At 63.2% G+C, this 26,795-nt stretch carries 23 protein-coding genes; 4 read left to right on the top strand and 19 right to left on the bottom strand.

The window, feature by feature from the left end; genetic code table 11:
- Positions 1-47: 47 nt before the first annotated feature.
- From ACGYK9_RS08860 to ACGYK9_RS08850, 3 genes are all read right to left on the bottom strand, one after another.
- Positions 48-1,310, bottom strand: coding sequence for an imelysin family protein (locus ACGYK9_RS08860; RefSeq protein WP_394409658.1), 1,263 nt, complete (start codon positions 1,308-1,310; stop codon positions 48-50).
- 128 nt (positions 1,311-1,438) lie between these two features.
- Positions 1,439-1,996 carry a 16S rRNA (guanine(966)-N(2))-methyltransferase RsmD gene (rsmD, locus tag ACGYK9_RS08855; protein WP_394409655.1) on the bottom strand — a complete coding sequence of 186 codons (558 nt, stop codon included), beginning with the start codon at positions 1,994-1,996 and terminating at the stop codon, positions 1,439-1,441.
- Positions 1,993-3,198 (bottom strand): NAD(P)/FAD-dependent oxidoreductase, encoded by a 1,206-nt coding sequence (locus ACGYK9_RS08850; RefSeq protein WP_394409652.1) that lies wholly within the window; start codon positions 3,196-3,198, stop codon positions 1,993-1,995. The genes rsmD and ACGYK9_RS08850 overlap by 4 nt, the downstream gene beginning before the upstream one ends.
- 88 nt (positions 3,199-3,286) lie before the next feature.
- On the opposite strand from ACGYK9_RS08850, the gene ACGYK9_RS08845 reads away from it, so the two are divergent.
- Positions 3,287-3,775, top strand: coding sequence for a peroxiredoxin (locus tag ACGYK9_RS08845; RefSeq protein ID WP_209218513.1), 489 nt, complete (start codon positions 3,287-3,289; stop codon positions 3,773-3,775).
- A 76-nt stretch (positions 3,776-3,851) separates the two neighbouring features.
- Here the strand turns inward: ACGYK9_RS08845 and ACGYK9_RS08840 are convergent, their stop codons facing one another.
- The 8 genes from ACGYK9_RS08840 to ACGYK9_RS08805 all read right to left on the bottom strand — a co-directional run bounded on the left by ACGYK9_RS08840 (position 3,852) and on the right by ACGYK9_RS08805 (position 12,958).
- A complete protein-coding gene (locus ACGYK9_RS08840; protein ID WP_394409649.1) occupies positions 3,852-4,697 on the bottom strand; it encodes a mechanosensitive ion channel family protein in 846 nt (281 codons plus the stop codon).
- A 12-nt stretch (positions 4,698-4,709) separates the two neighbouring features.
- Entirely contained in the window at positions 4,710-5,018 is a 309-nt protein-coding gene (locus ACGYK9_RS08835) for a 4a-hydroxytetrahydrobiopterin dehydratase (RefSeq protein ID WP_271692850.1), read from the bottom strand.
- Positions 5,015-6,202: a GNAT family N-acetyltransferase gene (locus tag ACGYK9_RS08830; protein WP_394409646.1), complete on the bottom strand. Its 1,188-nt coding sequence runs from the start codon at positions 6,200-6,202 to the stop codon at positions 5,015-5,017. The genes ACGYK9_RS08835 and ACGYK9_RS08830 overlap by 4 nt, the downstream gene beginning before the upstream one ends.
- 48 nt (positions 6,203-6,250) lie before the next feature.
- Positions 6,251-7,012, bottom strand: a complete 762-nt coding sequence (locus ACGYK9_RS08825; RefSeq protein ID WP_394409643.1) for a glycerophosphodiester phosphodiesterase family protein — start codon at positions 7,010-7,012, stop codon at positions 6,251-6,253.
- A complete protein-coding gene (locus ACGYK9_RS08820; protein ID WP_209218518.1) occupies positions 7,009-7,467 on the bottom strand; it encodes a RidA family protein in 459 nt (152 codons plus the stop codon). The genes ACGYK9_RS08825 and ACGYK9_RS08820 overlap by 4 nt, the downstream gene beginning before the upstream one ends.
- An 85-nt stretch (positions 7,468-7,552) precedes the next feature.
- A complete protein-coding gene (locus tag ACGYK9_RS08815) occupies positions 7,553-8,863 on the bottom strand; it encodes an HlyD family type I secretion periplasmic adaptor subunit (RefSeq protein WP_394409640.1) in 1,311 nt (436 codons plus the stop codon).
- Positions 8,860-10,596, bottom strand: coding sequence for a type I secretion system permease/ATPase (locus ACGYK9_RS08810; protein ID WP_394409637.1), 1,737 nt, complete (start codon positions 10,594-10,596; stop codon positions 8,860-8,862). Before ACGYK9_RS08810 ends, ACGYK9_RS08815 begins: the two co-directional genes overlap by 4 nt.
- Positions 10,597-10,708: 112 nt before the next feature.
- Positions 10,709-12,958: a transglycosylase domain-containing protein gene (locus ACGYK9_RS08805; RefSeq protein WP_394409634.1), complete on the bottom strand. Its 2,250-nt coding sequence runs from the start codon at positions 12,956-12,958 to the stop codon at positions 10,709-10,711.
- 271 nt (positions 12,959-13,229) lie between these two features.
- Here ACGYK9_RS08805 and ACGYK9_RS08800 point away from each other — a divergent pair, with 271 nt between their 5' ends.
- Positions 13,230-14,537, top strand: coding sequence for an ammonium transporter (locus tag ACGYK9_RS08800; RefSeq protein ID WP_394409632.1), 1,308 nt, complete (start codon positions 13,230-13,232; stop codon positions 14,535-14,537).
- A gap of 59 nt (positions 14,538-14,596) precedes the next feature.
- Here ACGYK9_RS08800 and ACGYK9_RS08795 read toward each other — a convergent pair whose 3' ends face one another.
- From ACGYK9_RS08795 to ACGYK9_RS08775, 5 genes are all read right to left on the bottom strand, one after another.
- Positions 14,597-16,297 carry a histidine kinase N-terminal 7TM domain-containing protein gene (locus ACGYK9_RS08795; RefSeq protein WP_394422486.1) on the bottom strand — a complete coding sequence of 567 codons (1,701 nt, stop codon included), beginning with the start codon at positions 16,295-16,297 and terminating at the stop codon, positions 14,597-14,599.
- A 215-nt stretch (positions 16,298-16,512) separates the two neighbouring features.
- Positions 16,513-17,694 carry an aromatic amino acid transaminase gene (locus ACGYK9_RS08790; RefSeq protein ID WP_394409628.1) on the bottom strand — a complete coding sequence of 394 codons (1,182 nt, stop codon included), beginning with the start codon at positions 17,692-17,694 and terminating at the stop codon, positions 16,513-16,515.
- A gap of 33 nt (positions 17,695-17,727) precedes the next feature.
- Complete coding sequence (gene sseA, locus ACGYK9_RS08785) at positions 17,728-18,582, bottom strand: 3-mercaptopyruvate sulfurtransferase (protein WP_394409626.1); 855 nt, start codon at positions 18,580-18,582, stop codon at positions 17,728-17,730.
- 221 nt (positions 18,583-18,803) lie between these two features.
- Entirely contained in the window at positions 18,804-19,292 is a 489-nt protein-coding gene (gene smpB, locus ACGYK9_RS08780) for an SsrA-binding protein SmpB (protein WP_067266812.1), read from the bottom strand.
- A gap of 47 nt (positions 19,293-19,339) precedes the next feature.
- On the bottom strand, positions 19,340-20,158 hold the full coding sequence (locus ACGYK9_RS08775; protein ID WP_394409623.1) for a sulfotransferase family protein: 819 nt from the start codon (positions 20,156-20,158) through the stop codon (positions 19,340-19,342).
- A 170-nt stretch (positions 20,159-20,328) separates the two neighbouring features.
- On the opposite strand from ACGYK9_RS08775, the gene ACGYK9_RS08770 reads away from it, so the two are divergent.
- The gene (locus tag ACGYK9_RS08770) at positions 20,329-21,906 is read left to right on the top strand and encodes a DUF5928 domain-containing protein (RefSeq protein ID WP_394409620.1); all 1,578 of its coding nucleotides are present in this window, start codon (positions 20,329-20,331) and stop codon (positions 21,904-21,906) included.
- Between the two features lie 99 nt (positions 21,907-22,005).
- Positions 22,006-22,518, top strand: a complete 513-nt coding sequence (locus tag ACGYK9_RS08765) for a PepSY domain-containing protein (RefSeq protein ID WP_394409617.1) — start codon at positions 22,006-22,008, stop codon at positions 22,516-22,518.
- A gap of 114 nt (positions 22,519-22,632) precedes the next feature.
- Here ACGYK9_RS08765 and ACGYK9_RS08760 read toward each other — a convergent pair whose 3' ends face one another.
- The 3 genes from ACGYK9_RS08760 to ACGYK9_RS08750 form a co-directional block, all read right to left on the bottom strand.
- A complete protein-coding gene (locus ACGYK9_RS08760) occupies positions 22,633-25,140 on the bottom strand; it encodes a cation:proton antiporter (RefSeq protein ID WP_394409614.1) in 2,508 nt (835 codons plus the stop codon).
- Between the two features lie 76 nt (positions 25,141-25,216).
- Positions 25,217-25,846, bottom strand: a complete 630-nt coding sequence (locus ACGYK9_RS08755) for a DUF1523 family protein (RefSeq protein ID WP_394409611.1) — start codon at positions 25,844-25,846, stop codon at positions 25,217-25,219.
- Positions 25,847-25,974: 128 nt separating this feature from the next.
- Positions 25,975-26,763, bottom strand: a complete 789-nt coding sequence (locus tag ACGYK9_RS08750; protein ID WP_394409608.1) for an alpha/beta hydrolase — start codon at positions 26,761-26,763, stop codon at positions 25,975-25,977.
- Positions 26,764-26,795: the final 32 nt, after the last annotated feature.

The following is a 26,795-nucleotide window of genomic DNA, read 5'->3' as shown; positions in this document are numbered from 1 at the left end:
TGGCTGGCCCCGGGCCGCGACAGCGCGGCCCGGGGGAAAGTTTAGGATTACTGGAAGACGGCCTCCGGCGCGTCGAGGCTGTCGGAGCCTTCAAAGGCGATCTCGTCACCGCCCAGAGCCGTCACCGCGCGTTCGATGGCGCGGGTCTGGTTCACCAGCGCGTCGACCGCGCCCATGATCAGCGCCTCGCCTTCGGCATTGCCGCGCTCAAGCATCATGTCATAGCTGAAACCCGCTTCGGCGGCGGTCTTGATCTGGCCCAGCTCCACCATGGAGGCGTTCAGCTTGGCGCGCAGGTCTTCGTCGACGCTGGCATCGGCACTGGTCACCAGATCGGACAGCGACGCGCCCGAGACCACACGCCCATCGACGCGCAGGTATTCGCCCAGATAGACGTTCCGCACGCCCAGCCCGTCATAGTAGTGGCTGTTGTGGGTGTTGTCCGAGAAGCAATCATGTTCTTCCTCGGGGTCGTTCAACATGACGCCCAGCTTCATCCGCTCCCCGGCCTGTTCGCCATAGGAGAGCGAGCCCATGCCGGTCAGGATCGCGTCGATCCCGGCGTCTTCGTCGGCCAGCACGGTGGCGCGCGCCTCACCGCCTTCGGCCCATTGACCGGCCATCCATTCCAGATCGCTGACCAAGAGATCGGTGGCGGCCTTGAGGTATTGCCCACGGCGGTCGCAATTGCCGCCGGTGCAGTCGTCACCCGCTGCGTAATCGGTCCAGGGACGGTCGCCCGCGCCGTGGTCGGTGCCGTTCAGGTCTTGGCCCCAGAGCAGGAATTCGATGGCATGGTAGCCGGTGGCGACATTGGCCTCGACCGCGCCCGCCTCATGCAACTGCCCTTCGAGCAGTTCTGGCGTAATCTCGGTTGCGTCCACCTCTTCCCCGCCAAGCGTGAATGTCGGGTTGGCGATGACGTTCAGAACCGCCAGCTGGTTCTCATCCGTCTCACCGCCATAGGAGGCGTCGACATAGTCGATCAGACCTTCGTCCAGCGGCCATGCGTTTACCTTGCCTTCCCAATCATCGACGATGGCATTGCCAAAGCGGAACACCTCGGTCTGCTGGTAGGGTACGCGGGCGGCCAGCCATGCGGTTTTCGCCGCCTGAAGCGCCTCAGCAGAGGGGGAGGCGATCAGCGTCTCGACGGCGGCTTGCAGGGTCTGCGCGGTGGTCAGGCTGTCTTCGTATCCGGCCTGCGCGATGTCGGCATAGGTGTCCAGCACCTCGGCCTTGCCTTGGGCGAATGCCGGGGCGGCGGCGAATGTGATCAGCGCAATGGCCGTGGACGCTTTGAGGCGCATCGGATGTCCTTCCTTGAAAATCACCATGGTCCCGACACAGGGCGTATCGGGCCTTCGGGCAATAGGTGACTTATTTTGTCGGAAAATACAAGGTACAACCTCACGCGGGCTGAACCTAGGGAACCCGGTTAGTTGGTGGCCCTTTCCAACAGGGTCACATGGGTATCGCCATATTTGCGCGTGTCGATCCGGGCGAATCCCTCAGGCGCCTGCATGGGGGCGCTTTCCTCCCAGACGACCATCGCGCCGGGGGCGAGCCAGCCGCCTTCGGCCGCCGCGACAAGCGCCTTTTGCCCCATGGACTTGCCATAGGGCGGGTCGAGAAAGACCAGATCGAAAGCCGCCTGCGTCCACGGCCCCAGCCGCGTGGCATCGTGGCGCAGCAGTTGCGTGTCTGCCGCCGTATCCAGCTTGCGCATATTCTCCCCGATCAGCCGCTGCCCGCTGCGGCCATTCTCGACGAAACAAACCGACGCGGCCCCGCGCGACAGCGCCTCGAACCCAAGCGCGCCGGTGCCAGCAAAGAGGTCCAACACCCGCGCGCCTTCGATCACGTCGTGATGGGTCAGCATCGAAAAAAGGCTTTCGCGCACCCGGTCCGAGGTCGGGCGCAGATGTGCCCCGGCGTCGCCCTTGCCAAGTGCGGCCAGCGGCCGGCCCCGGTATTTCCCAGCGATGATCCTCATGCCCGCAGCAGCGCCTTGAGGTCCGTCTCGGGGTCCGCGACCAAGGCGGGGTCGGGCGATTTGCCCGCCTCAATCAACCGTTTGCCGACCATATAGCCCCGTGGATCATTTGCGGCATCGACGGCCAGCAAAGTCTCACCGCGGTAATACCAGAAGGACGCACTGCCCTCGCCCCGGCGGGTGACGACGCGGTCATAGCCTGTGTTCAGCCCGGCGATTTGCAGTTTCACGTCATATTGGTCAGACCAGAACCAAGGCTTGGCGACATATTCCTTGCCCGCGCCGAGGATGTTTTCGGCCACAACCTCGGCCTGATCGATGGCGTTCGGCACGCTTTCCAGACGGATGCGCCCGCCGCGATAGGGGAATGAGGTGCAGTCCCCTGCCGCCCAGATGCCGGGCAGGTTCGTGCGGCCCTGCGCGTCGACCTTGATGCCGTTGTCGATCTCGACCCCCGCGCTGGCGGCCAGCGCGATGTCGGGCTCGATGCCGACGCCGGTGATGACGAAATCGGCGGCGATCTCTGTCCCGTCGCTCAGCCGTGCGCCGGTGACATGGCCCTCGCCCAAAAGCCCCTCCAGCCCCACCCCTTCGCGCAGGCGTACGCCGTAGCTTTCGTGCAGGGCGCGGAAATAATCGCTGGTCTCCGGCGCCGCGACCCGTCGCAGGATCCGGTCGGCCATTTCCACCAGCGTGACCTCAAGCCCAAGCTTGGCCGCGACCGCCGCCGCCTCCAGCCCAATATAACCGCCGCCGACGATCAGCACCTTCGCACCCTTGACGAAACGCGGGGCCATGGCATCGACATCCGCCAGATCGCGCACGGTAAAGACACCCTCCAGCGCCCCGCCAATCGCGGCGGGCAAGCGGCGCGGGATCGAGCCGGTGGCGAGCACCAGTTCGTCATAGGCGACAGCGCCGTCGGAGGTGCTCAGCACCCGCGCCTCAGGATCAATCGCCGTGACGCGGCAGTCGGTTTTCAGCGTGATCCCTTGATCGGCGTAGAATGCCTCGGGCCGGAGCAAGAGACGCTCTTGGCTCATCTCCCCCAGCAGGTAGCCTTTGGACAGGGGCGGGCGTTGGTAAGGGGGGCACGGCTCGGCGCCGATGAGGGTGATTTTCCCCTCGAACCCGCCGCTTCGCAGTTTTGCCACGCATGACGCTCCCGCCTGCCCGGCTCCGATCACCACCACATGCTGCATCTGCCATCCCCCGATTGATCTGGTCTCAGTCGCGGTCAAAGCCTATATCTGGCCCCAAGACAACCGCAATGACAGGAGAGGCTATCCCATGACGATTTCTCAAGGTTCGACACTGCCGGACGCGAAACTGGTTCAGATGGGCGCCGACGGGCCCGAACCGGTGCAGATGGCCGACAAGGTCAAAGGCCGCAAAGTGGTGATCTTTGCCGTGCCGGGCGCCTTCACGCCGACTTGCCACTCTGCCCATGTGCCCAGCTTCGTGCGCACCAAGGATCAGTTCGACGCCAAGGGCGTGGATGAGGTGATCTGCATCTCCTGCAATGATCCTTTCGTGATGAAGGCTTGGGGCGAGGCGACCGGCGCGACTGAGGCCGGGATCACCATGCTCGCCGACGCGAGCAGCGCGTTCACCCGCGCCATCGGCATGGAGTTTGACGCCGAGGGCGCCGGGCTGGTGGGCCGGTCAAAACGCTATGCGATGCTGGTCGAGGACGGTAAGGTCACCCTCTGGCAGCCCGAAGAAAGCGCAGGCACCTGCGAGATTTCCGGCGGCGAAGCGTTGCTGGACAATATGTAGAATGCGAACGCCCGGCCAGATTGGCCGGGCGTTTTGCTGATCGAGGTGCTCCGCGAAGGACCGCAGATGCGAAGGTCTATTCCGCCGCCTGCACGATGGTGCGTGTGGGGAACGGAATATCCACCCCGCCCTCATCCAGCGCCTCTTTGACCTTACGGGTCATATCGGCCTTGAAGGCAAAGTAATCGTCCGCGCTGCACCAGACCCGCACAAGGAAATCTACCGAACTATCGTTGAGGTTGTTCACCTGAATGAAGGGCTCGGGATCCGCATGCGCGCGCTCATCCGACATGATCGTGCTGCGGATGATATCCTCGGCGGTCTTGAGGTTCGCGCCATAGCCCACGCCAAAGGTCCACTCCGCCCGGCGCGTCGGGTTGACGGAATAGTTGGTGATGACATTGCCCCAAACCTCAGAGTTCGGCACGATGACCTGCACGTTGCTGAGATCGGCGAGAACCGTGTAGTTCAGGTTGATCTGTTTGATCGTCCCCATCTCGCCCGCGATCACAACGAAATCGCCGATTTTAATCGGGCGGAACAGGATCAGCATGACGCCCGCGGCCACGTTCGACAGGGTGCCTTGCAGGGCCAGACCAATCGCCAGACCCGCCGCACCGATGACTGCCACGACCGAGGTCGTTTTGACCCCGAAAGTGTTGAGCACGAACAGAACAGTGAAGCCCAGCACCACATAGCGCACGATGGAAGCCAGAAATTCGAACAGCATCTCATCAAGGTGTTTGTGCCGCTTGCCAAGGTTCTCAACCCGGTGCTGCAGCCAACTGGAGATGATCCACCCCAGCAGCAAAATGGCAATCGCGGCGATCACCGACCCCGCCGCGCTGGCCAAGAACTCCAGCGTCAGCAGATCGGCAACTGTCTTGCCCTGCCACAATTCGGTTTCAAACAAATCTTGCATCCGGTCTCTCCGTCAGTCTTTGCCGGCCCCAAAGAGACCATCCATCTTACGCGCCAGCTTCGCATCGAGCGAGCTGAGGCCATCCACGTCATGGGTGATCAACGTTACCTCCACCCGGTTGTAAACGTTGCTCCATTCCGGGTGGTGATTCCACTTTTCCGCCCAAATAGCCACCCTTGTCATCCAGCCAAGGGCATCCACGAAATCACTGAACTTGAACGTCTTGTGGATCGCATCCCGGCCTTCGACCATTTCCCAGCCCGTGTTGAACAGCGGTTGCAGCAGCGTCTTGCGGGTCTCGATGCTTAATCTCTCGGTCATTCTTGTTCCTCGATCGTCGTCTTTTTGAAAGGGCCGTAGTCGGTCAGCACGCTGATCTCTTCGTCCACGGCGTCCCGTTCGGCCTGCAAATACTCCCCCACTGCGGCGGCAAAGCCCGGGTCGCGCATCCAATGCAGCGACCATGTGGGCGAAGGCAGATAGCCCCGCGCGAGCTTGTGTTCGCCCTGCGCGCCCGCCTCGACACGGGCAAGGTGGTGGGCAATGGCGAAATCCATGGCGCGATAGTAGCACAGTTCGAAATGCAAAAAGGGGTGGTGTTCGGTACAGCCCCAGTAGCGGCCAAAGAGCGTCTCGCGCCCGATGAAGTTGAGTGCCCCGGCCACCCAGTGCCCGTCACGTTCGGCCAGCACCAATGCAATATCGTCGCGCAGATTTTCCTGCGCATGGTCAAAGAAGTCCCGCGTAAGATAGGGCGAGCCCCACTTCCGCGCGCCGGTGTCTTGGTAGAACTGCCAAAAGGCATCCCAATGTTCCGGCTCGATCTGGTCGCCGGTGAAGGTATGGATCCTGCCGCCGAAATCCTGCGCCTGCGCGCGTTCCTTGCGGATGTTCTTGCGCTTGCGCGAGGACAGGCTGGCGAGGAACCCGTCGAAATCGGCATAGTCGCGGTTGTGCCAATGGAACTGCTGGCTCTTGCGGCTCATCAGGCCGAGCTCTTCGGCCCGCGCGACTTCGCCCTCGGTGCAAAAGGTCACATGCAGCGACGACAGCGCGTTGTTGTCGGTCAGCTGCACCACGCCTTGAACCAGCGCGGCGGTGCCCGCCTCTTCGAACCCGGGCCGCACCAGAAAACGCCGCCCCGTGGCGGGCGTATGCGGCACCGCGATCTGAAGTTTCGGGTAATAGCGCCCGCCCGCGCGCTCATAGGCATGGGCCCAGTTGTGATCGAAGATATATTCGCCTTGGCTGTGGGATTTGGCATACATCGGCGCGACGGCGATCACTTGGCCTGCGATCCGCGCCACCAGATACTGCGGCTGCCAACCGGTGCCGGGGCCGACCGAGCCGCTGCGCTCAAGCGCCGAGAGGAAGCGATAGGTGGTGAAAGGATCGCGCGGACGGCCCCCATCCGCGGCCTCGGGACAGGCGCAGGCGTCCCAATCCTCTTGGCCGATCTGCGCCAATTCCGGCACCACGGTAATCTCGATTTCCTGCGCGTTCATCTGAGCCTTGCCTGCCTTGCGTCCTATGTGTGGCCTCGGCCTCGCGGATCAAGGGCCCGGGCGCGGCAGATAGTCCTCAAAGGTCACGTTCTGCGCCACCTGACGCGCGATTTCTTCCTCCGCTAGGCTGCGGATCGTCCAGCAGAGCACCGCCGCCCCTTCGGCCTTGAGTTCAGCCACACGCGGGCGGCTCAGATCGTCGGCCTCATGGCTGATGAAACTAGACCCGCTGTCGGCGTAATCGGGAATCTCGCGCAGCCGGTCGCAGGTCGCGGCGGGCAGCGGCCATTCATCGGGGCGATAGGCGCTGGTGGTCAGACCGCGCGGCACCTCGGGCAAAAGCCGGGCCAGCGCGCGCACCGAATGCGGGTTGAAGGACATGACCGCCAGATCACCGCGGTAGCGGCCAAGCAGTTCCGCCGCGGCGGCCTCAAGCGCACCAACATCGGGCCCCATGGCACCGTCCTGATCCTTGAACTCCACCAAGAGCGGCACGCGCCCGGCGACGAGGTCGAGGATGTCCTCAAGCGTCGGAATCCCCTCATCACCGCCCATCAGCGGGACCGCGGCGAGGGCGCTCGCATCGCGCAGCCGAACCGCGCCCTGCTCTGCCGTCAGCCGTTCCAACCCGTAATCGTGGAACACCATCGGCTTGCCATCGGCGCTGAGTTGCAGGTCAATCTCGATACCCAGCCCCGCATCGACAGCCGCGCGCACGGCGGCGCGGCTGTTCTCGGGCCGTCCAGCGGCGAGGTCATGCAGCGCGCGATGCGCCAGCGGAATGTTCAAAAAGGCGGCAGGAAGGGTCATTCGATCTCAAAGATGCCTTCGATTTCGACGGCGACACCCAGCGGCAGCGATGCGGCAGAAACCGCCGAACGGGCGTGACGGCCCGCATCGCCCAACGCCTCGACCATGAAATCGGAGGCGCCGTTGATCACCTTGGGCTGGTCGGTGAAATCGGCGGTGGAGTTCACGAAGCCGGTCAATTTCACCACACGCTTGAGCCGGTCCAGATCGCCATCACAAGCGGCGCGGACCTGCGCCAGAAGGCTCAGCGCACAGCTGCGCGCGGCGGCAGCACCGGCGTCGACATCCATATCAGCGCCCAAACGCCCGGTGATCAACCCATCCGGCCCGTTGGAGATTTGCCCCGAGACATAGACGGTATTGCCGGTGACCACGAAGGGCACGTAGTTCGCGGCGGGTGCGGGCGCATCGGGCAGGGTGATGCCGAGATCGGCAAGGCGGGCGGTCAGGGACATGACGGGCTTCCTTTGGTTGCGGTTCTGGGGCGGACGCTAACCGCCCGCCGCGCCAAGGGAAAGCCCCTTTGCCACCTGCCCCGCCTCAGCTTTCGCGGAAGGCGCGGGCGAAATAGTCGGCCATCGGTTTCAGCAAATAGGCCATGGGGGAGCGCTCACCGGTGCGGATGAAAGCCTCGACCGGCATGCCGGGGAGGAGGATGGTGCCTTCCTCCAGCTTATCCGTCTCACCGGGGTTCAGCGCGATCTCGGCCCGGTAATAGCTCTGACCGGTGGCGTCATCCTCGATGGAATCGGCTGAGACCTGAAGGACCTTGCCCACCAGTTCCGGCGTGGTGCGCTGGTTCAGCGCCGAAAGACGCAGGTTCACCTCTTGGCCCACGGCGACCTGATCGATGTGAATGGTCTGCACCTGCGAGGCGATGATCAGCGGACGGTCCTGCGGAACGAGATACATCAGCGGCTCCGCCGCGCGCACGACCGAACGGGGCGTCTGCACCTGCATGCCATAGATCACGCCGGAGACCGGGGCGCGGATATCAAGGCGGTCAATCTCGGCCCTGAGCGCGCGGCGCTGCTCGGCCATCTCCAACTCACGGTAGCGCAGATCGCGCAGCTGGGTGATCGCCTCTTCCCGCCCGGCGGAGCGCAGTTTGAGCCGTTCGATGTCGATCTCGGTCACCCGCTCTTGTGACTGGGCCTTTTGCGCCGAAAGCTCTCCGATCTGGCCGCGCAGGCGGGCCTGTTCGCGCATGAGGGTCAGCACGGCAGAAGCCTGCGTCAGACCCCGGTCCAGCAGCGATTGCTGATTGGCCAATTCCTCTTCGATCAGCTCCAACTGCCGCGAAAGCGCGGCCTCCTGCGCGTCGACCCCGCGGATTTGCGCGTTGATCTGCGCCCGGCGTTTGCCCAATTGCTCAAGCTCCTGCGCCACGCTGACGCGGCGCGCGTCAAAGAGGTTGCGCTGCCCGTCCACGAGTTCCTGCACGTCAGGGTTCGTCGCCCCGGCGGTCAGCAACTCTTCGTCAAATGTGACCGTCTCGACCTCGTCGCGCTGCGCTTCCAGCCGTCCGCGGCGGGCCATAAGCTCGTAAAGCTGCCCCTCGACGATGGCCAATTGCGAGGTCAACTGCTCCGCATCCAGCCGCAGCAGCACATCCCCGGCGGCGACGCTGTCGCCCTCATCCACAAGGATGTCGGCCACGACACCGCCGGTCTCATGCTGGACGATCTGCCGGTTGCGGTCGACTTCGATCCGGCCCGAGGCCACGACCGCCCCGGCGATTTGGCTGGTCACCGCCCAAGTGCCAAAACCGCCGAAGAGCAGGAGCAGCCCGATGAACCCAAGGATCAGGGGTCGCCTCGCCGACCAGTCTTTGTCAGCGCGAGCGTTCATACCACGCCCCCCGAGCGCGCGGGCGCTTTCTGGATCTCGCGGTGGTTTTGCACCATCCCGGCCAGCACCTCATCCTTGGGGCCAAAGGCTTTGCGCATGCCGTTATCCAGCACCAGCAGCGTGTCGCATTCCTGAATGGCCGCCGGGCGATGCGCCATGATCAGCACGGACCGCCCGCTGGCCTTCATCTGCCGGATCGCGTGGTTCAGCGCCTGAGAGCCGGTATTGTCGAGGTTCGAGTTCGGCTCATCCAGCACGACGATCACCGGGTCATCATACAGCGCCCGCGCGAGCCCGATCCGCTGCATCTGCCCGCCCGAAAGCCGCACCTGCCCCGCGCGGATGGGCGTGTCATAGCCTTGCGGGAATTCGAGGATCATCTCATGGGCCGCCGCCATCTTGGCCGCCTTGACCACTTTGGCGTCGTCAGGATTGGGGGAGAGGCGGGCGATATTTTCGGCAATGGTGCCGTCGAACAGCTGAACGCGCTGCGGCAGATATCCGATATGCCGCCCCAAGGTCTCGCTCCCGTAATGCTCCAGCGCGGCCCCGTCGAGGCGGATAGACCCGCCCGCGGGCGGCCAGACCCCGGTGAGCGTGCGGGCCAAGGTCGATTTCCCCGCCCCCGAGGGGCCGATCACGCCAACCGCCTGCCCCGGCTCAACGGTGAAGTTGATCGACTTGAGCGCCGCCTGTTTCTCACCCGGCGCCACGACGGTCAGCGCCTTTGCGGCGAGTTTTGCCTTTGGCTGTGGTAGGGCGGTGCGCGCGGGCTCCTCCCCCACCGCACCCAGAAGCTGTGCCAAATTGGCCCAACCGGCCCGGCCCCGCTGCACCACCGGCCATTGGTTCAACGCCAGTTCCACCGGTGCCAGCGCCCGGCCCAAGAGGATCGAGCCTGCGATCATCGCGCCCGGCGTCATCTGGTTTTTCAAGACCAGCCAAGCGCCGAGGCCCAGCATGGCGGATTGCAGAAACAGCCGCAGCGTCTTGGTCATCGCGGTAAAGGTGCCGCCCACGTCGATCGATTTCACCTGCTGCGCCAGCGCCTGCCCCCGGGCCTGCTGCCAGCGGGTAAAGGCGGCATCGCGCATCCCCATGGCCTGCACCATCTCGGCCTCGACCCTGATCTGGCCCGACATGGCATCCGCCGCCTGCCCCGAGATGCCAGCCCGGGCTTGGCTTTCGCGCGACAGCATTTGATTGGCCACCGCGATTGCCACCAGCACGGCGGCACCGCCCAAGGCCAGCCAGCCCAACATCGGGTGGAACAAGAAGATCGCGGCAAAGAAGATCGGCGTCCATGGCGCGTCAAAGGCGGCCATCAGCACCGGGGAGGTCATGAGGCGCTGCACGGCTTCGAGATCGGCAAGGCCCGCGTTGGTTTTCACATCCGGGGCCACGGCAGATTTGCGCACCACCGCGTCGAACACCCGCCGGTCGAGATCGGATTGAAACCGCGCCCCCACCCGCGCCATGATCCGACCGCGCGTGTAATCCAAAAGCCCCATCACCGCATAGAGAAAGACGACGAGAACCGAGAGGGCGATCAGCGTTTCCTCTGACCCCGAGCCGAGCACGCGGTCATAGACCTGCAACATATAGAGCGGGCCGGTGAGCATGAGCATATTGGCAAAAAGGCTGAACAGGGCCACCGCCCAATAAAGCCCACGGCTGCGCCTGCGCACGCGACGCAGCTCGGACAGCCCCCTGTTCACCACATCGCTTTGCATCAAACCCCTTCAACGCTGCCCGCCACGCGCGCAGCACCTTCCCGCCTTTGGGGAATTGATACTGAGTTTAACAACCCAATGCTATTGATTTTTCGGCCCGCCTCCGACCGCCTCAGCGGTCAAGGAAGTTCGGCGCGGGCGCGCTGGCCCCGCTGCCGCTGCTGCCGCCGCCAAAGATATCGCGCAGAACCCGGTCGATCACATTGTCCGCGCCGCCGCCTTGGTTGCCACCGCCTTGGGGTTGCAGCTGTGGCTGAGGTTCGGGCTGTGCCTCGCTCAGATTGCTGGGCGGGGCGGGCGCCTGCATCGGCAACTCCTTGAGGGGCATCCCCTCATGCACGCGGCTCATGGTTTCGCGCCAAATCTCTGCGGGCAGGCCACCGCCCGTGACCCCGGTAAGCGGCGTGTTGTCGTCATAGCCCATCCAGACCCCGGCAACATAATCCGCCGAGAAGCCGACGAACCAAGCATCCTTGTTGGCCGAGGTGGTGCCGGTCTTGCCCGCCAATTGCCGCCCGCCAAACTTGGCGCGCTGGCCGGTCCCTTCAGAGATCACCTTTTCCATCATATAGACCAACTGGCGTGCGGCATCTTCTTGGATCACACGTTCGTTGATGCCGCCCCCGGTGCCCATCAGCGGCTCCGTCTCGCCCAGAAGGCGCAGGTCGACCAACCCATAGGGCGTCACCGATGAGCCGCCGTTGAGGATACCGGCATAGGCGCCGGTCATTTCAAGCAGGGTGCTCTCCGATGCGCCAAGCGCCAGCGCCGGACCAGCGGCCAGATCGCTTTTGATGCCGAACTGCGTGGCGACCGAACTCACCGTTTCGCGGCCCACGCTTTCCGAGACTTTTACCGCCGGAATGTTCAGCGAGCTTTTCAGCGCCTCGGTCAGGGTCACCGGCCCCTTGAAACTCTTGGTGTAGTTCTTGGGACACCACTGTCCCGAACCGGGGATATTCAGGCAATAGGGCTCATCCACGATGATGTCATTGGGCGAATAGCCCAGATCGAGCGCCGCGGCATATATGAAGGGTTTAAAGGCCGAGCCAGTCTGACGCATCGCCTGCGTGGCGCGATTGAAGGCGCCCGCGACCTTGGTCTTGCGCCCGCCCACCAGCGCACGCACCGCGCCATCAGAAGACATCACCACGATCGCCGCCTGCGCCTTGGAGCCTTCGCGGACCTTATTCTCAAACACCCATTTCAAGCCTTCCTCGGCTGCGCGCTGGATGCGCTGATCGAGGGTGGTCTTGATGATCACGTCTTCGGTGGTGTTGCGGGTAAAGAATTCCGGCCCCGAGGACATGACCCAATCGGCAAAGTAACCGCCCGCCTCGGCCTCTGCCGCCTCGGACAGTTGCGCGGGGTTGGCGATGGCCTCATCAGCCTCGGCGGCAGAGAGATAGCCCTGCTCTTCCATCAGGCGGATCACCGTGGCGGCGCGGCTTTGCGACCGGTCCAGATTGTTGGTGGGCGAAAGCGTCGTGGGCGCGGTCAAAAGACCGGCCAGCATCGCGCCTTCGGCAGGCGAGAGGGCCGCTGCGGGTTTGCCGAAGAACCGCTGCGCCGCGGCCTCCGCCCCAAAGGCACCGCCGCCCATATAGGCGCGGTTAAGGTAGATCGAGAGGATGTCGTTTTTGGTGTATTTCAGCTCCATCGCGATGGCAAAGAGCGCTTCCTTGGCCTTACGGCCCAAGGACGAACGACGGCATTCCGCCTCATATTCCTTTTCCGTCATGCCGCTGCTGGGGTCATAGGGCTCCCCTAGACAGAGCAGTTTGGCTGTCTGCTGGGTGATGGTCGAGCCGCCGTGGCCGGAAAGCGGCCCGCGCCCCTCGCTCAGGTTGATGCGCACAGCCGAGGCGATGCCCCGCGGGCTGACGCCCAGATGGCGATAGAATCGCTTATCCTCGGTGGCGATGACCGCGTTTCTCAGATGTTTGGAAACCGATTCCGCCGAGACCACGCCGCCAAACTGGTCGCCGCGCCATGCAAAGACCTCTCCCTCACGGTCGAGCATAGTGACAGAGCCGCGCGCGCGGCCATCCAGCAGCGTTTCGAGCGGCGGGATCGTGGTGTAGATATAGCCAACCGCCAAGGCGAGCACGAGGAAGATCACAAGGCTCACCCGCCATGTGATGGTCCAGATCAGCCGCCAAATCCAACGGGCCACCCCCGCAAAAAAGCCGAGGATACCGCCGCGCCGGGGGCGTTTGGGACGGGCGGCTTTGCGACGGGCAGGCGCGGCCTTGCGCGTGGCCGGTTTGCCCCGCGCTGCGGTCTTGGCCTTGGGTTTGGCCTTACCGGGATACCGCTTGTCGGCCACCAAAGGGCGTTTGCGCTTGTTCTTGTCGGTCATAATATCGCCTGCTCGGCCCTATTTTTCGCCACTTTAGCCTGACTGCAGCGGTTTGTTTAGCGCTGCAAGGTCCAATCGGCGTCAAATGTCTGATTAATTTATAGGCAGATTCCAGCCTGCGCCCGCTTTTTAGGCGGCACTGCCACGCAATGGCGCAAATATGGCAGGCAAACCTGTCCAAGAGCGCCTGATATCCGGTTTTCTCATGCTGCACGGGCAGCCGCCCGCTTCGGTAAGCACGCATTCGGACCCGCAGACAGGAAACGACCATATGAAACCCATCTTAATACTTCCCCTCGCAGCGGCGGTCAGCGCCCTGCCCGGGCTGGCGCTGGCACAGGACGCGGAATACGCGACGCTGGCGGATACGACCTTCATCTTCAACACCCTGCTTTTCCTGATCGGCGGCTTCCTCGTCTTCTGGATGGCGGCGGGTTTCGCCATGCTGGAAGCGGGGCTGGTGCGTTCCAAGAACGTCACCACGCAGCTGACCAAGAACATGGGCCTCTTTGCGCTTGCCGCGGTCATGTATTGGCTCGTGGGCTATAACATCATGTATCCCGGCGACGGCAATTGGATCATGGAAGGCGTCTTTGGCACCTTCGCGACCAAGGACATCAAATCCGAGATCGACGCGGGCGGCTACTCCAACGCGTCCGACTTCTTCTTTCAGTTGATGTTCTGCGCCACCACCGCCTCCATCGTGTCGGGTGCGCTGGCCGAGCGGATCAAGCTTTGGCCCTTCCTGATCTTCGTGGTCGTGCTGACCGGCTTCATCTACCCGATCGAAGCGTCCTGGCAGTGGGGCGGCGGTTTCCTTTCCGCCATGGGCTTCAGCGACTTCGCCGGCTCGACCCTCGTGCACGCCGCTGGTGGTTTCGCTGCCCTTGCCGGGGCCATCGTTCTGGGGCCGCGTTTGGGTAAATACGGCAAGGATGGCCGCGTCGTGCCGATGCCGGGTTCCAACCTTGCCCTCGCCACTTTGGGCACGTTCATCCTGTGGATGGGCTGGTTCGGCTTTAACGGTGCGTCGCAGCTTGCCATGGGCACCATCGAAGACGTTGACGCCGTGGCGCAGATCTTTGCCAACACCAACATGGCCGCTGCTGCCGGTGCCGTCGCCGCGCTGATCCTGACGCAGGTGATGTACAAGAAAGTCGACCTGACCATGGTGCTGAACGGCGCGCTGGCCGGTCTCGTCTCGATCACTGCAGGGCCGCTTGACCCGACGCTGTTTGGTGCGCTTTGGATCGGTGCCGTGGGCGGTGTCATCGTGGTGCTGACCGTGCCGATGCTCGACAAGTTCAAGATCGACGATGTGGTCGGCGCGATCCCGGTTCACCTGATCGCCGGTTTCTGGGGCACGCTGGTCGTGCCGGTCTATACCGAAGGCACATCCTTCGTCACACAGATCATCGGCTTCGCCGCGGTTGGCCTCTTTGTCTTCATCGTCAGCTTCGTCGTCTGGCTGATCCTGAAAGCCGCCGGTGGCATCCGGGTCAGCGAAGAGGCCGAGATCACCGGTCTGGACATGTCGGAACTGGGCATGGAAGCCTACCCCGAGTTCGCCAAGGGCTAAGCCCCGGCGACATCGCCAAACAATCGACCGCCCGGCCAGCAATGGCCGGGCGGTTTGCGTTAGGCCACTAGAGGTAAAGAAATCGTAAAGGTCGTGCCGACACCCGGGGCGCTCACATAACGGATGCTGCCCCCGTGCCGGTCCAGAATCTGCCGGGTGATATGCATTCCCAGACCGCTGCCATAGGCGACCTTGGTGTCGGAGCCATCGACCTGCGAAAAAGGCGCAAAGACCTGCTCCTCCGCGCCCGGCGGGATGCCACAGCCGCTGTCGCTGACCTGCACATGCGCCATGCCTTCGGACTGCTGAAGGCTGACCTCCACCTGCCCGCCCGGGGCAGAGAATTTCACTGCGTTCGACAGCACATTTCCAAAGACCTGCCCCAACCGCTCTGCATCGGCTTGGACCGTCAGCACCGTCTCGGGCATCTCGCAGCGGAAGCGGATATGCTTCTCCGGTTGCAGGCTCTCGGCCCGGGCCACGGCCTTTTGCACCAGCGGGGCGAGAGCGGCAGGGTGCAGGTCGATGCTGAACTCGGCACTGCTGAGGCTTTGGGTGTCGATCAGATCATTGACCAGGGTCGTCAGCGTCTCGGAACTGCCCGCGGCCTTTGCCAGCAAACGCGCCTTTTGCGCATCGCTCACCTTGGCCCCGCCTTGCAACAACAGGCCAAGCGCGCCGTTGATGACCGTCAGCGGGGTGCGCAGCTCATGGCTGACCGTGGCGAGGAACTGCGCCTGCATCTGCTCGGCGGCGATGGCCTTTTCGGCGGCGATCTTTTGCACGGTCACATCCAAAAGCGCCACGGCCCAGCCCACCTGTTTCTGCCCCGCACCCAGAGAAATCGCATGGGCGCGCACGGCGAAATGACGGTGGCCCAGTTGGATATCGGTCACATCGGGCAGGCCGCGATGGGCCGCGAGATAGCGGATGATCGGCCCCAACTCTCCAAAGGCGCTCAGCGGGGCCTCGGGATCGGCCTCCCGACGCAAGAGGTCGGCGGCGGCTGGATTGGTCTCGATCGCAGCGCCGCTCGGGTCAACCACGAAAACCGGATCGGTGCTGTTGTAGAACAACAGCTCGCGCGCGATTGCGTTCACGTCGATCCAGCGGTTATCGGCCACCAGCCAGACCACCAGCGTCAGCGAAAGCGCGAATGAGAAAGGCGTCGGATCGGTATTGAACAGGGTGATGCCGCCCAAGATATAGGCCAGATTGGCCACCATGGGGATCAGAGTCGCGGCAAAAAGCTTGAGGAAAAAGCTGCGCACCGCCGGGTTGGCCGAACGCACCGCCCGCCCCGCCACGACCGCCGCCGCCATGATGACCATGTAAAGATAGGTGATCGCGATGAAGAACAGCGGGCCGTGGTCGGATTGGACATAGGCCCCCTCTGCGCTCAGCAACCACTTGGTTTCGGGGCCATAGAATGTCTCATGCCAGCCGCTCGTCACCGCGGCGAGGGTGATCAGCGCAGGCGCAAGCCCCGCGCAGAGCGGCACCAGCCATCGCGGCACCTTGGCCCCGAGCGCATATTCATAGAGGAAGAAAGCCCAGAAGGTCGGCAGCAGCACAAAGCCGATCCACGCCCAACGGCTGACCCCAAAGGCGCAGGCGGCAGAGGTGGCGGAAAGTTCGACCCCGACCGACAAAAGCCAGAAATCCATGGCCAGAATGGCCAGCAAAAACCAATGTTTACCGGGTAGGCTGCTGTGCCCACGCACCCAATAGCCCAACACAGTGACAAGCGTGGCTGTCACGATCACCAGCTCTACCGCTGGCAAGCTCACATCCAAGCGGATGCACTGTAATAATGATTCTAAAATTGGCCCGACCCTGAGTTTTCACTCAAGCTATCCAAACATGCCATTTCGACCAAGTTTTGATTAAAAGAGGCCAGAATAGAGGCATAGGGCGATTGTTCCGCAACAATCGAAGGCTGACCGGGCCGCGACATGCACGGCCCGGAGCGCGATTAGATACCGACGTCGATGATCGCACGAGCAAGGATCGGCACGCTGTTTTGGTTCAGCCCGGCAATGTTCATACGGCTGTCGCCAACCATATAGATGCCATGTTTTTCGCGCAGCGCATCGACCTTATCTGGCGTGGTGCCAAGGCGTGAGAACATGCCCCGGTGCTGGGCAAGGAAGCCAAAGCGGTCCGAGCCAGAGAGTTTCTGCAACTCACCCGCAAGCTGCTCACGCAGACCCAGCATGGCGTTGCGAACATCCTCAAGCTCAGCCATCCAATCGGCCTTGAGCTCGTCATCGGTCAGGATGGTCGACACGATCCGCGCGCCGTGATCGGGCGGGAAGCTGTAGTTCTGGCGGTTGAGGAAGGCCAAAGTGGCTTGGTTCAGCCCCTGCGCCGCCTCGGCAGCTACCAGCATCAGAATGCCGGTCCGTTCGCGGTAGATGCCGAAGTTCTTGGAGCAGCTTGCCGCGATCAGGCATTCCGGCACCGAGGCGGCCACTTTGCGCGTCGCAGCGGCATCCGCTTCCAACCCGTCGCCAAAGCCCTGATAGGCGATGTCGATCATCGGCACGGCACCGGTGCTTTGCAGCACTTCGATCACCGCGTCCCACTCCGCGCTGTTGAGGTTCGCGCCCGTGGGGTTGTGGCAGCAGCCGTGCAGCAGGACCACATCGCCTTTCTTGGCGGTCTTGAGGTCTTCGATCATGCCATCGAAGTTCACGCCGCCGGTCGCGCTGTCGAAATAGCGGTAGTTCACCACTTCCATGCCCAGATAGGACAGGATCGACAGGTGGTTTGGCCATGTCGGATCAGAGACGAAAACGCGCGCTTCGGGGTTGGCCATACGCACCAGTTCAAAGGCCTGACGCACGGCACCGGTGCCACCGGGGGTGGCGGCAGCCGCAATCGCGCCGCGCGGCACGGCATCGTCCAGAACCAGCGCGGCCATCGCATTGGTATAGGTCGGATCACCCGCAAGACCGGTGTAGACCTTGGTGTCTTGGTTTTCCCAGATGCGCTGCTCGGCGGCTTTGACGGCGCGCATCACCGGGGTGTTGCCGCTGGCGTCTTTGTAGACACCGACGCCGAGGTCGATCTTCGTGTCGCGTGGGTCTTCGCGGTAGGCCTGTACAAGGGCGAGGATCTTATCGGCGGGTTGCGCCTTGAGCGTCTCGAACATGGGGTTCTCCGGTTGGAAGGTAACGGTAAAGGATTAAGCCGCGCCGGTGGCCACGGGCACGGTGGGGAACATGCCCCATTCCGCCCATGAGCCATCGTAGAGCGACCATTTGCGGTGGCCCAGCCGCTCCAGCGCCAGCGCCAGCACGGCGGCGGTGATGCCCGACCCGCAAGAGGTGATGACGGGTTTCGACAGGTCCACGCCCGCCGCCTCGAAAATGGCGCGGGTCTCTTCGGGGGTTTTCATCGTTTTGTCGTCGTTGAGCAATTCGGTGAAGGGCACGTTGCGCGCGCCGGGAATATGGCCTGCGCGCAGCCCCGCACGCGGTTCAGGCGCATCGCCGCGGAAACGTGCTGCGGCGCGAGCGTCGACGATCTGCGGATCGCCGAGTTTGGAGGCATGGGCCACCTGTGTCACATCGCGCACCAATTGGTTCTGGAAGCGCACGGTCATATGGCGGTCGCGCGGCACGGGGGGCATATCTTCGGTCTCGCGCCCCTCGGCCTGCCATTTCGGCAACCCGCCATCCAGCACGGCGACATTCTCTTGCCCCATCAGGCGGAACAGCCACCAGACCCGCGCGGCGGACATCAGCCCCGCGCCGTCATAGACCACCACCTGATGCCCGTCACCCACACCCATGGCGCGCAGCCGCGACATGAATTTCTCGATCGGCGGGGCCATATGCGGCAGGTCCGAACGCGCGTCCGAGATGTCATCAATGTCAAAGAAACGCGCGCCGGGGATATGGGCGGCGTCATACTCCGCCTTCGGATCGCGCCCGGCGTCGGGCAGATACCACGAGGCATCAAGGATGCGCAGGTCCGGGTCTTTCAGATGCTGAGCCAACCAATCGGTTGAAACCAATGTCTTGGGATCGTCGGCCATGGGGGCCTCCTTCGTCGCGGGCGTTGCCCATGCCTATAACCGGCGGGAGATGCTGGCAAGTGGAAGGGGGATGAGTCGTGCTGAGGGCCAGCGCCTAGCCGGTCGCACCAAAGGTGCGCCTAGTATATTCTGGCACGCCTTTGGCGTGACGGGCGGGCAGACGATGGCCCGGCGCCTGCGGCTTGATTCCGGGCCGGTGGTAATCTCGGTCGAAGCGAAACCTACCCGTGATCTTTCAACAACCGCTGCTTCTGCCGCGACCAATCGCGCTTGGCCGCCGTCTCGCGCTTGTCGTGCAGCTTCTTACCCTTGGCCACGCCGATCTTGATCTTCGCCATGCCGCGATGGTTGAAATACATCACCAAGGGCACCAGCGTCATGCCCTTGCGCTGCGTCGCGTTCCACAGATCGGCCAATTGCTTGCGGCTGACCAGCAGTTTGCGCCGGCGCCGTTCTTCATGTTGAAAGGTCTTGGCCTGCTTATAGGGCGCTACATAGGAGTTCACCAACCACAGTTCGCCATCCTCCACCGCGGCATAGCTCTCGGCGATGTTCGCCCCGCCTTCGCGCAAAGATTTCACCTCGGACCCTTCAAGGATGATGCCGCATTCGATGTCTTCTTCGATGGCGTAATCAAACCGCGCGCGGCGGTTTTCGGCGATCACCTTGTAGTTCGGATCGGATTTGGAGCTGGATTTGACCTGTGACATGCCAAAGCATGTAGAGCGCGACCCGCCCCGGTGCAAGATGCTGCCGCTCAGTCACCCAGTTTGGCGTGCACCTCATCAAGATCGATCTCACCCAAGGGTTGCTTATTGCCGGGGTTGTCGAAGTCATATTTGAACAGATCGAAGTCGCGCTTGTAGATCTCGCGCATCAGATGCATCGACAGATCGTCAAAGTAATCCTCGACCGGATGCGCCCGCTTGGGCCCATGGCCCTCGCTCTCGTTAAAGCGCGGGATCGCCGCCAGATCGACAGGGTGCGGCGTGTCCACGGCATCAAGCACCTGCTGCATCCCATCGTTGAACCGCTCGGTCCAGAAGATCTGGTCGTAGGTGCCGCCATTGACGATAAAGGTGCTGACATGGCCCGAGACCGCCGACCAATGAATGTCCGGGTCCATTGGCCGCCGCCAACGAATAGTATCGCGGGCGAACAGCAGGAACCGCCGGAAGCTCGCGATCTGGTCGAACTCCTCCTTGCCGTCCTCACCGCCTACGTCGATCCCATATTTCTGCACCAGCAGCGGCACCAGATTGCCGCGATAGCGCCGCCCGTTGCGCTGAATGCCGCAAATCTTGTCAAAGAAAGACGACAGGATTCGCGTGTAAGGGTTGCGCACACAGGTAAAGGCATAGGACTTGCGCGCCGTCACATTCTCGGTGATCGGCCCCTGCGATCCATCCAAGGCCCATTTATGAATGCCTGATTTGGCATCATGGATGTCGCCGTCAAAGAACTCTCCATGATCGGAATAATACATGATCTGGCCGATGGTCGAACAGGCGCATTTCGGCACCACGCGGTACACCATGCTCTCACTTTCCGTCATCCATGTTCCGGGAAAACCCATGCGCGTCCTGCCTCCTGCTGGCGCTGGCTGTTTTAAGCAACAGTCAGACCTCGGTGCAAAAAAGCAAAGAAATGCTGTTTATTCAATCGGTCTTCAGGATTAACTAGGAAGATGATCCACGACAAAAGGCCGATGCAAGCGGGCCGCGACAAGGACATTCGGTATCCTGCATGGCGAAAATTGCCTATATCCTGCTGTGCCACAAGGATCCGGAGGCCATCATCCGGCAAGCCGAGCGGCTGACCGCGGTGGGCGATTACATGGCGATCCATTTCGACGCCTCCGCCAGCGCCGAAGACTACGCCCAAATCACCGCGGCCCTGCGCGACAACCCCAACGTCACCTTCCCGCGCAAACGCATCCGCTGCGGCTGGGGCGAATGGTCACTGGTGCAAGCCACGCTCGACACGCTCACCGCCGCGATGGAAGCCTTCCCGCGCGCCACGCATTTCTACCTGCTCTCCGGCGACTGCATGGCGATCAAATCCGCCGAATACGCGCATCGGTTCCTTGATGAAAATGACGCGGATTTCATCGAAAGCGTGGATTACTTCGAAAGCGATTGGATCAAGACCGGCTGGAAAGAAGAGCGGCTGATCTATCGCCATTGGTTCAACGAACGCACGCAGCGCAAACGCTTTTATGCGATGTTCGAGGCGCAAAAGCGTCTCGGCCTGACCCGCAAGATCCCTGCCGACCTTCAGGTGCAGATCGGCAGCCAATGGTGGTGCCTGCGCCGCCGCACCGTGGAGGCGCTGATGGCATTCAGCCACGAGCGCCCCGATGTCATCCGCTTTTTCCGCAGCACTTGGATCCCGGATGAGACCTTCTTTCAAACCCTCGTGCGCCACCTCGTCCCCGAAGGTGAAATCGCCAATCGCAGCCTGACCTTCCTGCTGTTTTCCGACTACGGCATGCCGGTCACCTTCTACAATGACCACTATGACCTGCTGCTCGGCCAGAACCACCTCTTCGCCCGCAAAATCAGCCCCGAGGCACTGGACCTCAAACGCCGCCTCGGCCTGCTCTACGCCGCCCAAGGCGTGCCCTTCCAGATCAGCGACGAAGGCCGCAACCTGTTCGAATTCCTCACCGCGCGCGGCCGCATTGGCCGCCGTTTCGCCCCCCGCTTTTGGGAGAGGGAATCCAGCCTTGGCCGCGAACGTGAACTGCTGATCATCATCGCCAAGAAATGGCATGTGGCAAAACGGCTCGTGGGGCGGATACGCCAGCAAACCGGCCTCCCAGCGGTGGATTTCCTCTTCAACGAAGAAGACACCCCCCTGCCCGATCTCGGCGGCATTCAAACCACGCTGGAAAAACGCACCCGCCACCGCCGCGCCCTGATGCGGATGCTCTACGACTACTACGACAGCACGCGGCTGATCGTCTGCATCGACACGTCGAACCTCGACCTGCTCCGCGATTTTGCCTCGGACCGCGCGCAGGTGCGCATGCTCGAAGTCGAATGCAAACTGACCGACGCCTATCTCAGCGGCCACGCCCGGCGCATCGGCCTGAGCGGCGCGCAAACATCGCAAGAAAACCTGTCCCGCCTGCTCCCTACGATCCGCGGGAACATGCTGCATGAGGTCGACCAAATCCGCGACGCCCAATTCGCAAACTACAGCCGCCTCTCCGAATACGCCAACCCCGAAACCAACGCCGCGGCCCTCGCCCACTTCCTCAAGGTGACCGAAGACGAGGCCCGCGCGATCGTCCAGCCGGCAGGCCTCTTCGCAGATTAGCGCCGCCCGCCCCTACCGTCTGGAACAGCCCCCCGCGCCAAGCGTTGAGCCAAGCACGCCGCCCCGCGGTCCGGCAAACCACAACGCAAGAGGTTCTTCATGACACATAAGTTCACCGCCCTCGCCACATCGCTCCTGCTCGCCCCCGCAGCCCTCTTCGCGCAAGAGACCGCCCCCGAGGCCGAGCGCATCAGCATGTCCCAAGCCATTAAATCCGCGCAAAGCAGCATCGATGGCGGCGTGCTGGAAGCCGAAATCGAAACCGAAGGCGACGCGCTGGTCTATGAGATCGACCTCATCCGCGGTGAATCCGTGTATGAAGTCACCGTCAATGCCGCCACCGGCGATGTGCTGAAGCAGTCCGAAGAGCAACTCACCAGCTTCCTCAGCGGCCTCTTCCAAGAGGACGAGTTGCGCGCCGCTGGCACGGCCCGCGAAGTGCTGATGACCGCGCTGACCGAGCTGGAAAGCCAAGACGGCACACGGATCGAGGAAGTCTCGCTCGACGATGAAGATGACCGCATGGTCTATGAAGTCGAACTGACCGACGCCACCGGCGAACGCGAACTGCTGATCGACGCCACCACCGGCGAAATCACCCCCGACGACTGACCCCAGCCAAAGGTGCGGCCGCATCTACCGGCCGCACCCCCCCATCTTCATCCTTTCTCAAATACCCTGCACCACACCGGCCCCAAACGCCCCACCAGCGTTTGACGCGCCGAGCTACCCCCGCCCGCCCGAGATCAGATCCACCGGATCGATCCCGCGCTTCTCCGCACTGGCACGCACCGCCTCGCGCAGGGCCGCGCTTCGTTCCAGCAGGCGGCGGAACCGGTCCTCGTCCAGAACCAAAAGCGTGGTCGGCGCGATGGCGCGCACATCCACCCGGCGGACGCGGTTCGTCAAGATGGCCATCTGGCCGAACATCTCCCCCCGCCCCAATCGCCAAGTCTGACCCGCGCTTTCCAATTCGACAGCACCTGAGGCGATGAAAAACACGCTGCGCGCGGGGCTTTCCTTGCGCAAAACCACGTCGCCGATATCGACATAGCGGGTCTTGAGCGCCCGGCTCAGCCGTTTGAGCGCGCCCTCCTCCAGATCCGCAAACAGCGGAAACTGCTCGATGAAAGCGCCGCGCCGCACGGCGAGGTCAAGGCCCGGCCGCCCCTCCGCCGCGGTGCGCCGGGTCGCCAGTTCCTGCATCAGGGCGGTATAGACCTCGGCCCCAAAAAGACCGTCTTCGCGCATCAATGTATATTCACGCTCTTCCAAACGTAGTGCCGTGCGGCGGATGAAACGCCGTTCCAACTCCTCGGCATAGCCGGGATACTGTAAGCGCAGCCCCTCTAGCGCGGTCTCAATCCCTTCGATGCGGCGCGCCAACAGGTCGTGCAGCAACTCCGCCACCCGCCGCCCGTGGATCCGGCGAATGCGGCCATCGATGAAAGTGCCCAGATCCCGCAGGATCAGCCGTTGCGACAGCAGCATTTCAAAGCGGTCCGCCGTCATCCGCGCCAGCGGCCCAGACACGCCGTAGCGCCCGTGCAGCACCGCCGCTGCGCGAAATGTGCGCCCATAGGCCACGCTGCGCCGGGCCGCGCGTTGATAGCCGCTGCGCCCTTGGGTTCGTGCCCCTTCGATCAGCCGGTCCGCATCCGAGAGCACCAGATCGGCCATCCGCGCCGAGATCGTCCGCTCGCGCACCCGCGCAAGGATCGTGTCACGCTCATGCCCCGCCAGCGCGATCAGCCCAAGCGCGATGCGGTCGCGGTCGAGGATATCGGTCGCCTCCTCCGCGGTCTTGACCGCTGTCTCAAGCCGCTCGCCAAACCGTTTCGCCTCGGAGCGCACGATGTCGCGGTTCAGATCGTAATTCTCGGTCGTTTGGGCCACGTCCTCGCGCACGGTTTGCAAGGCCACGGCGATGACCTGCCGCGACAGCGCGTGGTCAATGGGCGAGAGTTGATCGAGCCCCAACCGTCCGATGATCCAACGCAGCGTCGTACCCTGGGCCAGCAGGGTGAAGAGCGTGAAGCCGGTGGCCAAGATACCCACGATCCGCTGAATGTCATTTGGCACCCGCACGCTTTCCGTCACCGCCAGCGCCAGCGCCAATGTGACCGCTCCGCGTAAGCCGCCCCAGAGGATCGCCACCCGGTAGGGCCGCTCGACCGCGGGCGAAAGCTTCGCCGCCGTCAATAGGGGCAGCAGGCCGAAAAGGATCACCGCGCGGGCGAGAATGGCGGCCACCACGACCACGGCGATGAGAAAGAAATCCTCCAGCCGGACTTCCTCAAGCAGCCGCGGGATCAGCAGAGCGGCGAGGATAAAGATCAGCGCCCCGGCCCAATGGGCCAGCACGTCCCAAAGCTCGCGCAGGTTGGTTAGCGCCTGTGGCGGCAGCCGCCCCGGCGCGGTGAGGTTCAGCGTCAGCCCCGCGGCCACCACAGCGATCACCCCCGAAGCGCCGACGCTTTGCTCGGCCACGATATAGGCCAGATAGGGCAGCGCCACCGAGATCGACTGCTGCGCCAGTTCATGCCGCGCAAACAGCGCCATGACCCAAACCGCGATCCGTGCGCCCAGCCAGCCCACCAGCGCCCCGCCTGCGATCAGCATCGGGAATTGCGCAAGCGCACTGCCCAGTTCCGGGTCGGGAATGCCCAGCATGACATAGCCCATGAACAGGCCGAAAAGCGCGATGGCGGCGGCATCGTTCAGCAGGCTTTCGCCTTCGATGATCCGCGCAAGCCGCCGCGGGGCCGAGATCGAGCGGAAGATCGAGACCACCGCCGATGGGTCTGTGGTCGAGACGATGGCCCCGATCAACAGACAGGCCGCCAGCGGGATCGCACTGACCCAGAACAGCGCGTAGCCAATGCTGACTGTCGCCACCACTACGGCCACGACCGCCAACACCAGAATGGGCACCCAGTCGTCGACCATGCGCCGCAAGTTCATGCCCAATGTCGCCTGAAACAGAAGCGTCGGCAGGAAGACATAAAGAAAGACGTTCGACCGGATCGGCAGCCCCAGAATGGCCGCCGCCACCGGGTTCAACGCATCCGTCAAATCGGTGCGCAGGAAAAAGATCGCCGAAGCCCCGATGAGGATGCCAACAACCGCCAAGATCACGCTGAACGGCAGTCGCAATCGCGCGGCCAAGGGCTCGGCCAAGCCGATGACGACAAAGAGCGACGCGATGACCGTGGTGACGAGGATGATGTCCATATAGGATGGAATACCAGAATTTACCTGAATGCGGGGCGCTTCTTGCCCCGCTCAGCGCTGACAGTTCGTGGTGAGGTTACTTGCGCGCGCGCCGCTCTGCGCGCCAACGGGCAAAACGGCCCCGTCGCGCGGCGATGTCATCCTCGATCGCCTCGATCTTGGGGTCCAGCCGCGCCCGGCGGAACCGCCGCCAGCGCACCCATATCGCATAGAACAGCGCCGCGGCGAAGGTCAGCACGATGATGGTCACGAAAGGGATGCCCTTGCTCGCCTCCGGCCCCTCGACCGGGCGGAGCGAGATGGCATTGGGATAGATCGACAACAGCTCACTGCGCCAGCCATAGTGTTTCAGCGCGTAATACTGCGGCGCGCCGGTGGTGCTGCGGGCATCCGCCGCCTCGGCCTGAAGGTTGGCGGTGTCGAACTTGAAATAGGGCGGCCAGCCCCAGCCGGTGTCTTCGTTGCGGTAAACCATGACATCGCCCTTGGCACGACGGGTCTGGATGAAAAAGACATCGCGGTTGACCGCCTGCCCCGCGCTATCAGTCGATGAGCCGGACCAGAAGATCGAATTGTTGCCGAAGTCGATCCGCTTTTCATAGGTGTCCGTGACGCGGACGATATCGGTCTGCGGCAGGGTATAGTGGAAGAATGCCCCCACCAGCACCCAGACGGTCACCCAGAACACCCATTTAACGATTCTCATCTTCGGCCCTTTCCATTAGGTCGCGCGGCCGGACAGGGGCCTTTGCCCTTCTGACATAGTGTTTCCGCGGCACTGCGGCAAATGCCTTACGCGCAATAAGGCGAGGCATTTGCCGCAAAATGCGGACCTTAGCTGCCCAACAGCGCTTTGGTCAGGTCGCTGTCCGGCTCTGACAGCGGATCGATCACGTCGAAATGGTGCTTGCCCTCGGCCACCACATGTTTCGCGCCCCAACTGCGGGCGAAATTCTCGGCCTGTTCGAGGAAGACGGGCCGCTCCGCCGCGCCGACCCAAACGGTCACATCCACACCATGGGGCGGGGTCATCTTGATCGGGCTTTCAGCGGCGGCTTCGGCCTCATCCAGCCGCAGGGTGTCGTTCATCTCGGTTCGCAGTAAGGGCGCCAGATCGGCCACGGGCGAGATCGGCACGATCCGCGTGATCCGGTCGCGCACCTCGGCCCCCAGCAGCAGCGGGTCGGTCATGCGGGCCACCAAATGCCCGCCCGCCGAATGGCCCGACAACACGATGGTGCCCTGCGTGCGGTTCGCCACTTCGGTCAGCGCCGCGGCGATCTGGGTGGAAATCTCGGAAATGCGCACCTCGGGGCAGAGGTCATAGGACGGCACCGCCACGGCATAGCCCCGCGCCAAAGGACCAGCGGCCAGATGCGACCAATAGCTCTTGTCGAAAGCCTTCCAATAGCCGCCATGCACGAAGACCGCCGTGCCGCGCGACACGCCCTCGGGCTGGAAGAAATCGAACTTTTGACGGTCCGAAGAGCCATAGCGCACGTTAAGCTGCGCCCGCGCCCCCAATGACGCGCGGAATGCCTCTGCCTCCTTTTCCCAGCGGGGCGGAAAGCCGTCGGCCCCGTCGATATAGGCAGCGTTTGCATAGGCGTCATCTAGCATCATTTGGGTCTCCCACCCCGGATTTGATCAAACTC

The organism is Sulfitobacter sp. 1A15258, from assembly GCF_043557045.1.
Lineage (GTDB): Bacteria > Pseudomonadota > Alphaproteobacteria > Rhodobacterales > Rhodobacteraceae > Sulfitobacter > Sulfitobacter faviae.
The sequence above is the reverse complement of the archived record's forward strand: the minus strand, read 5'-3'. Positions and strand labels throughout refer to the sequence as shown.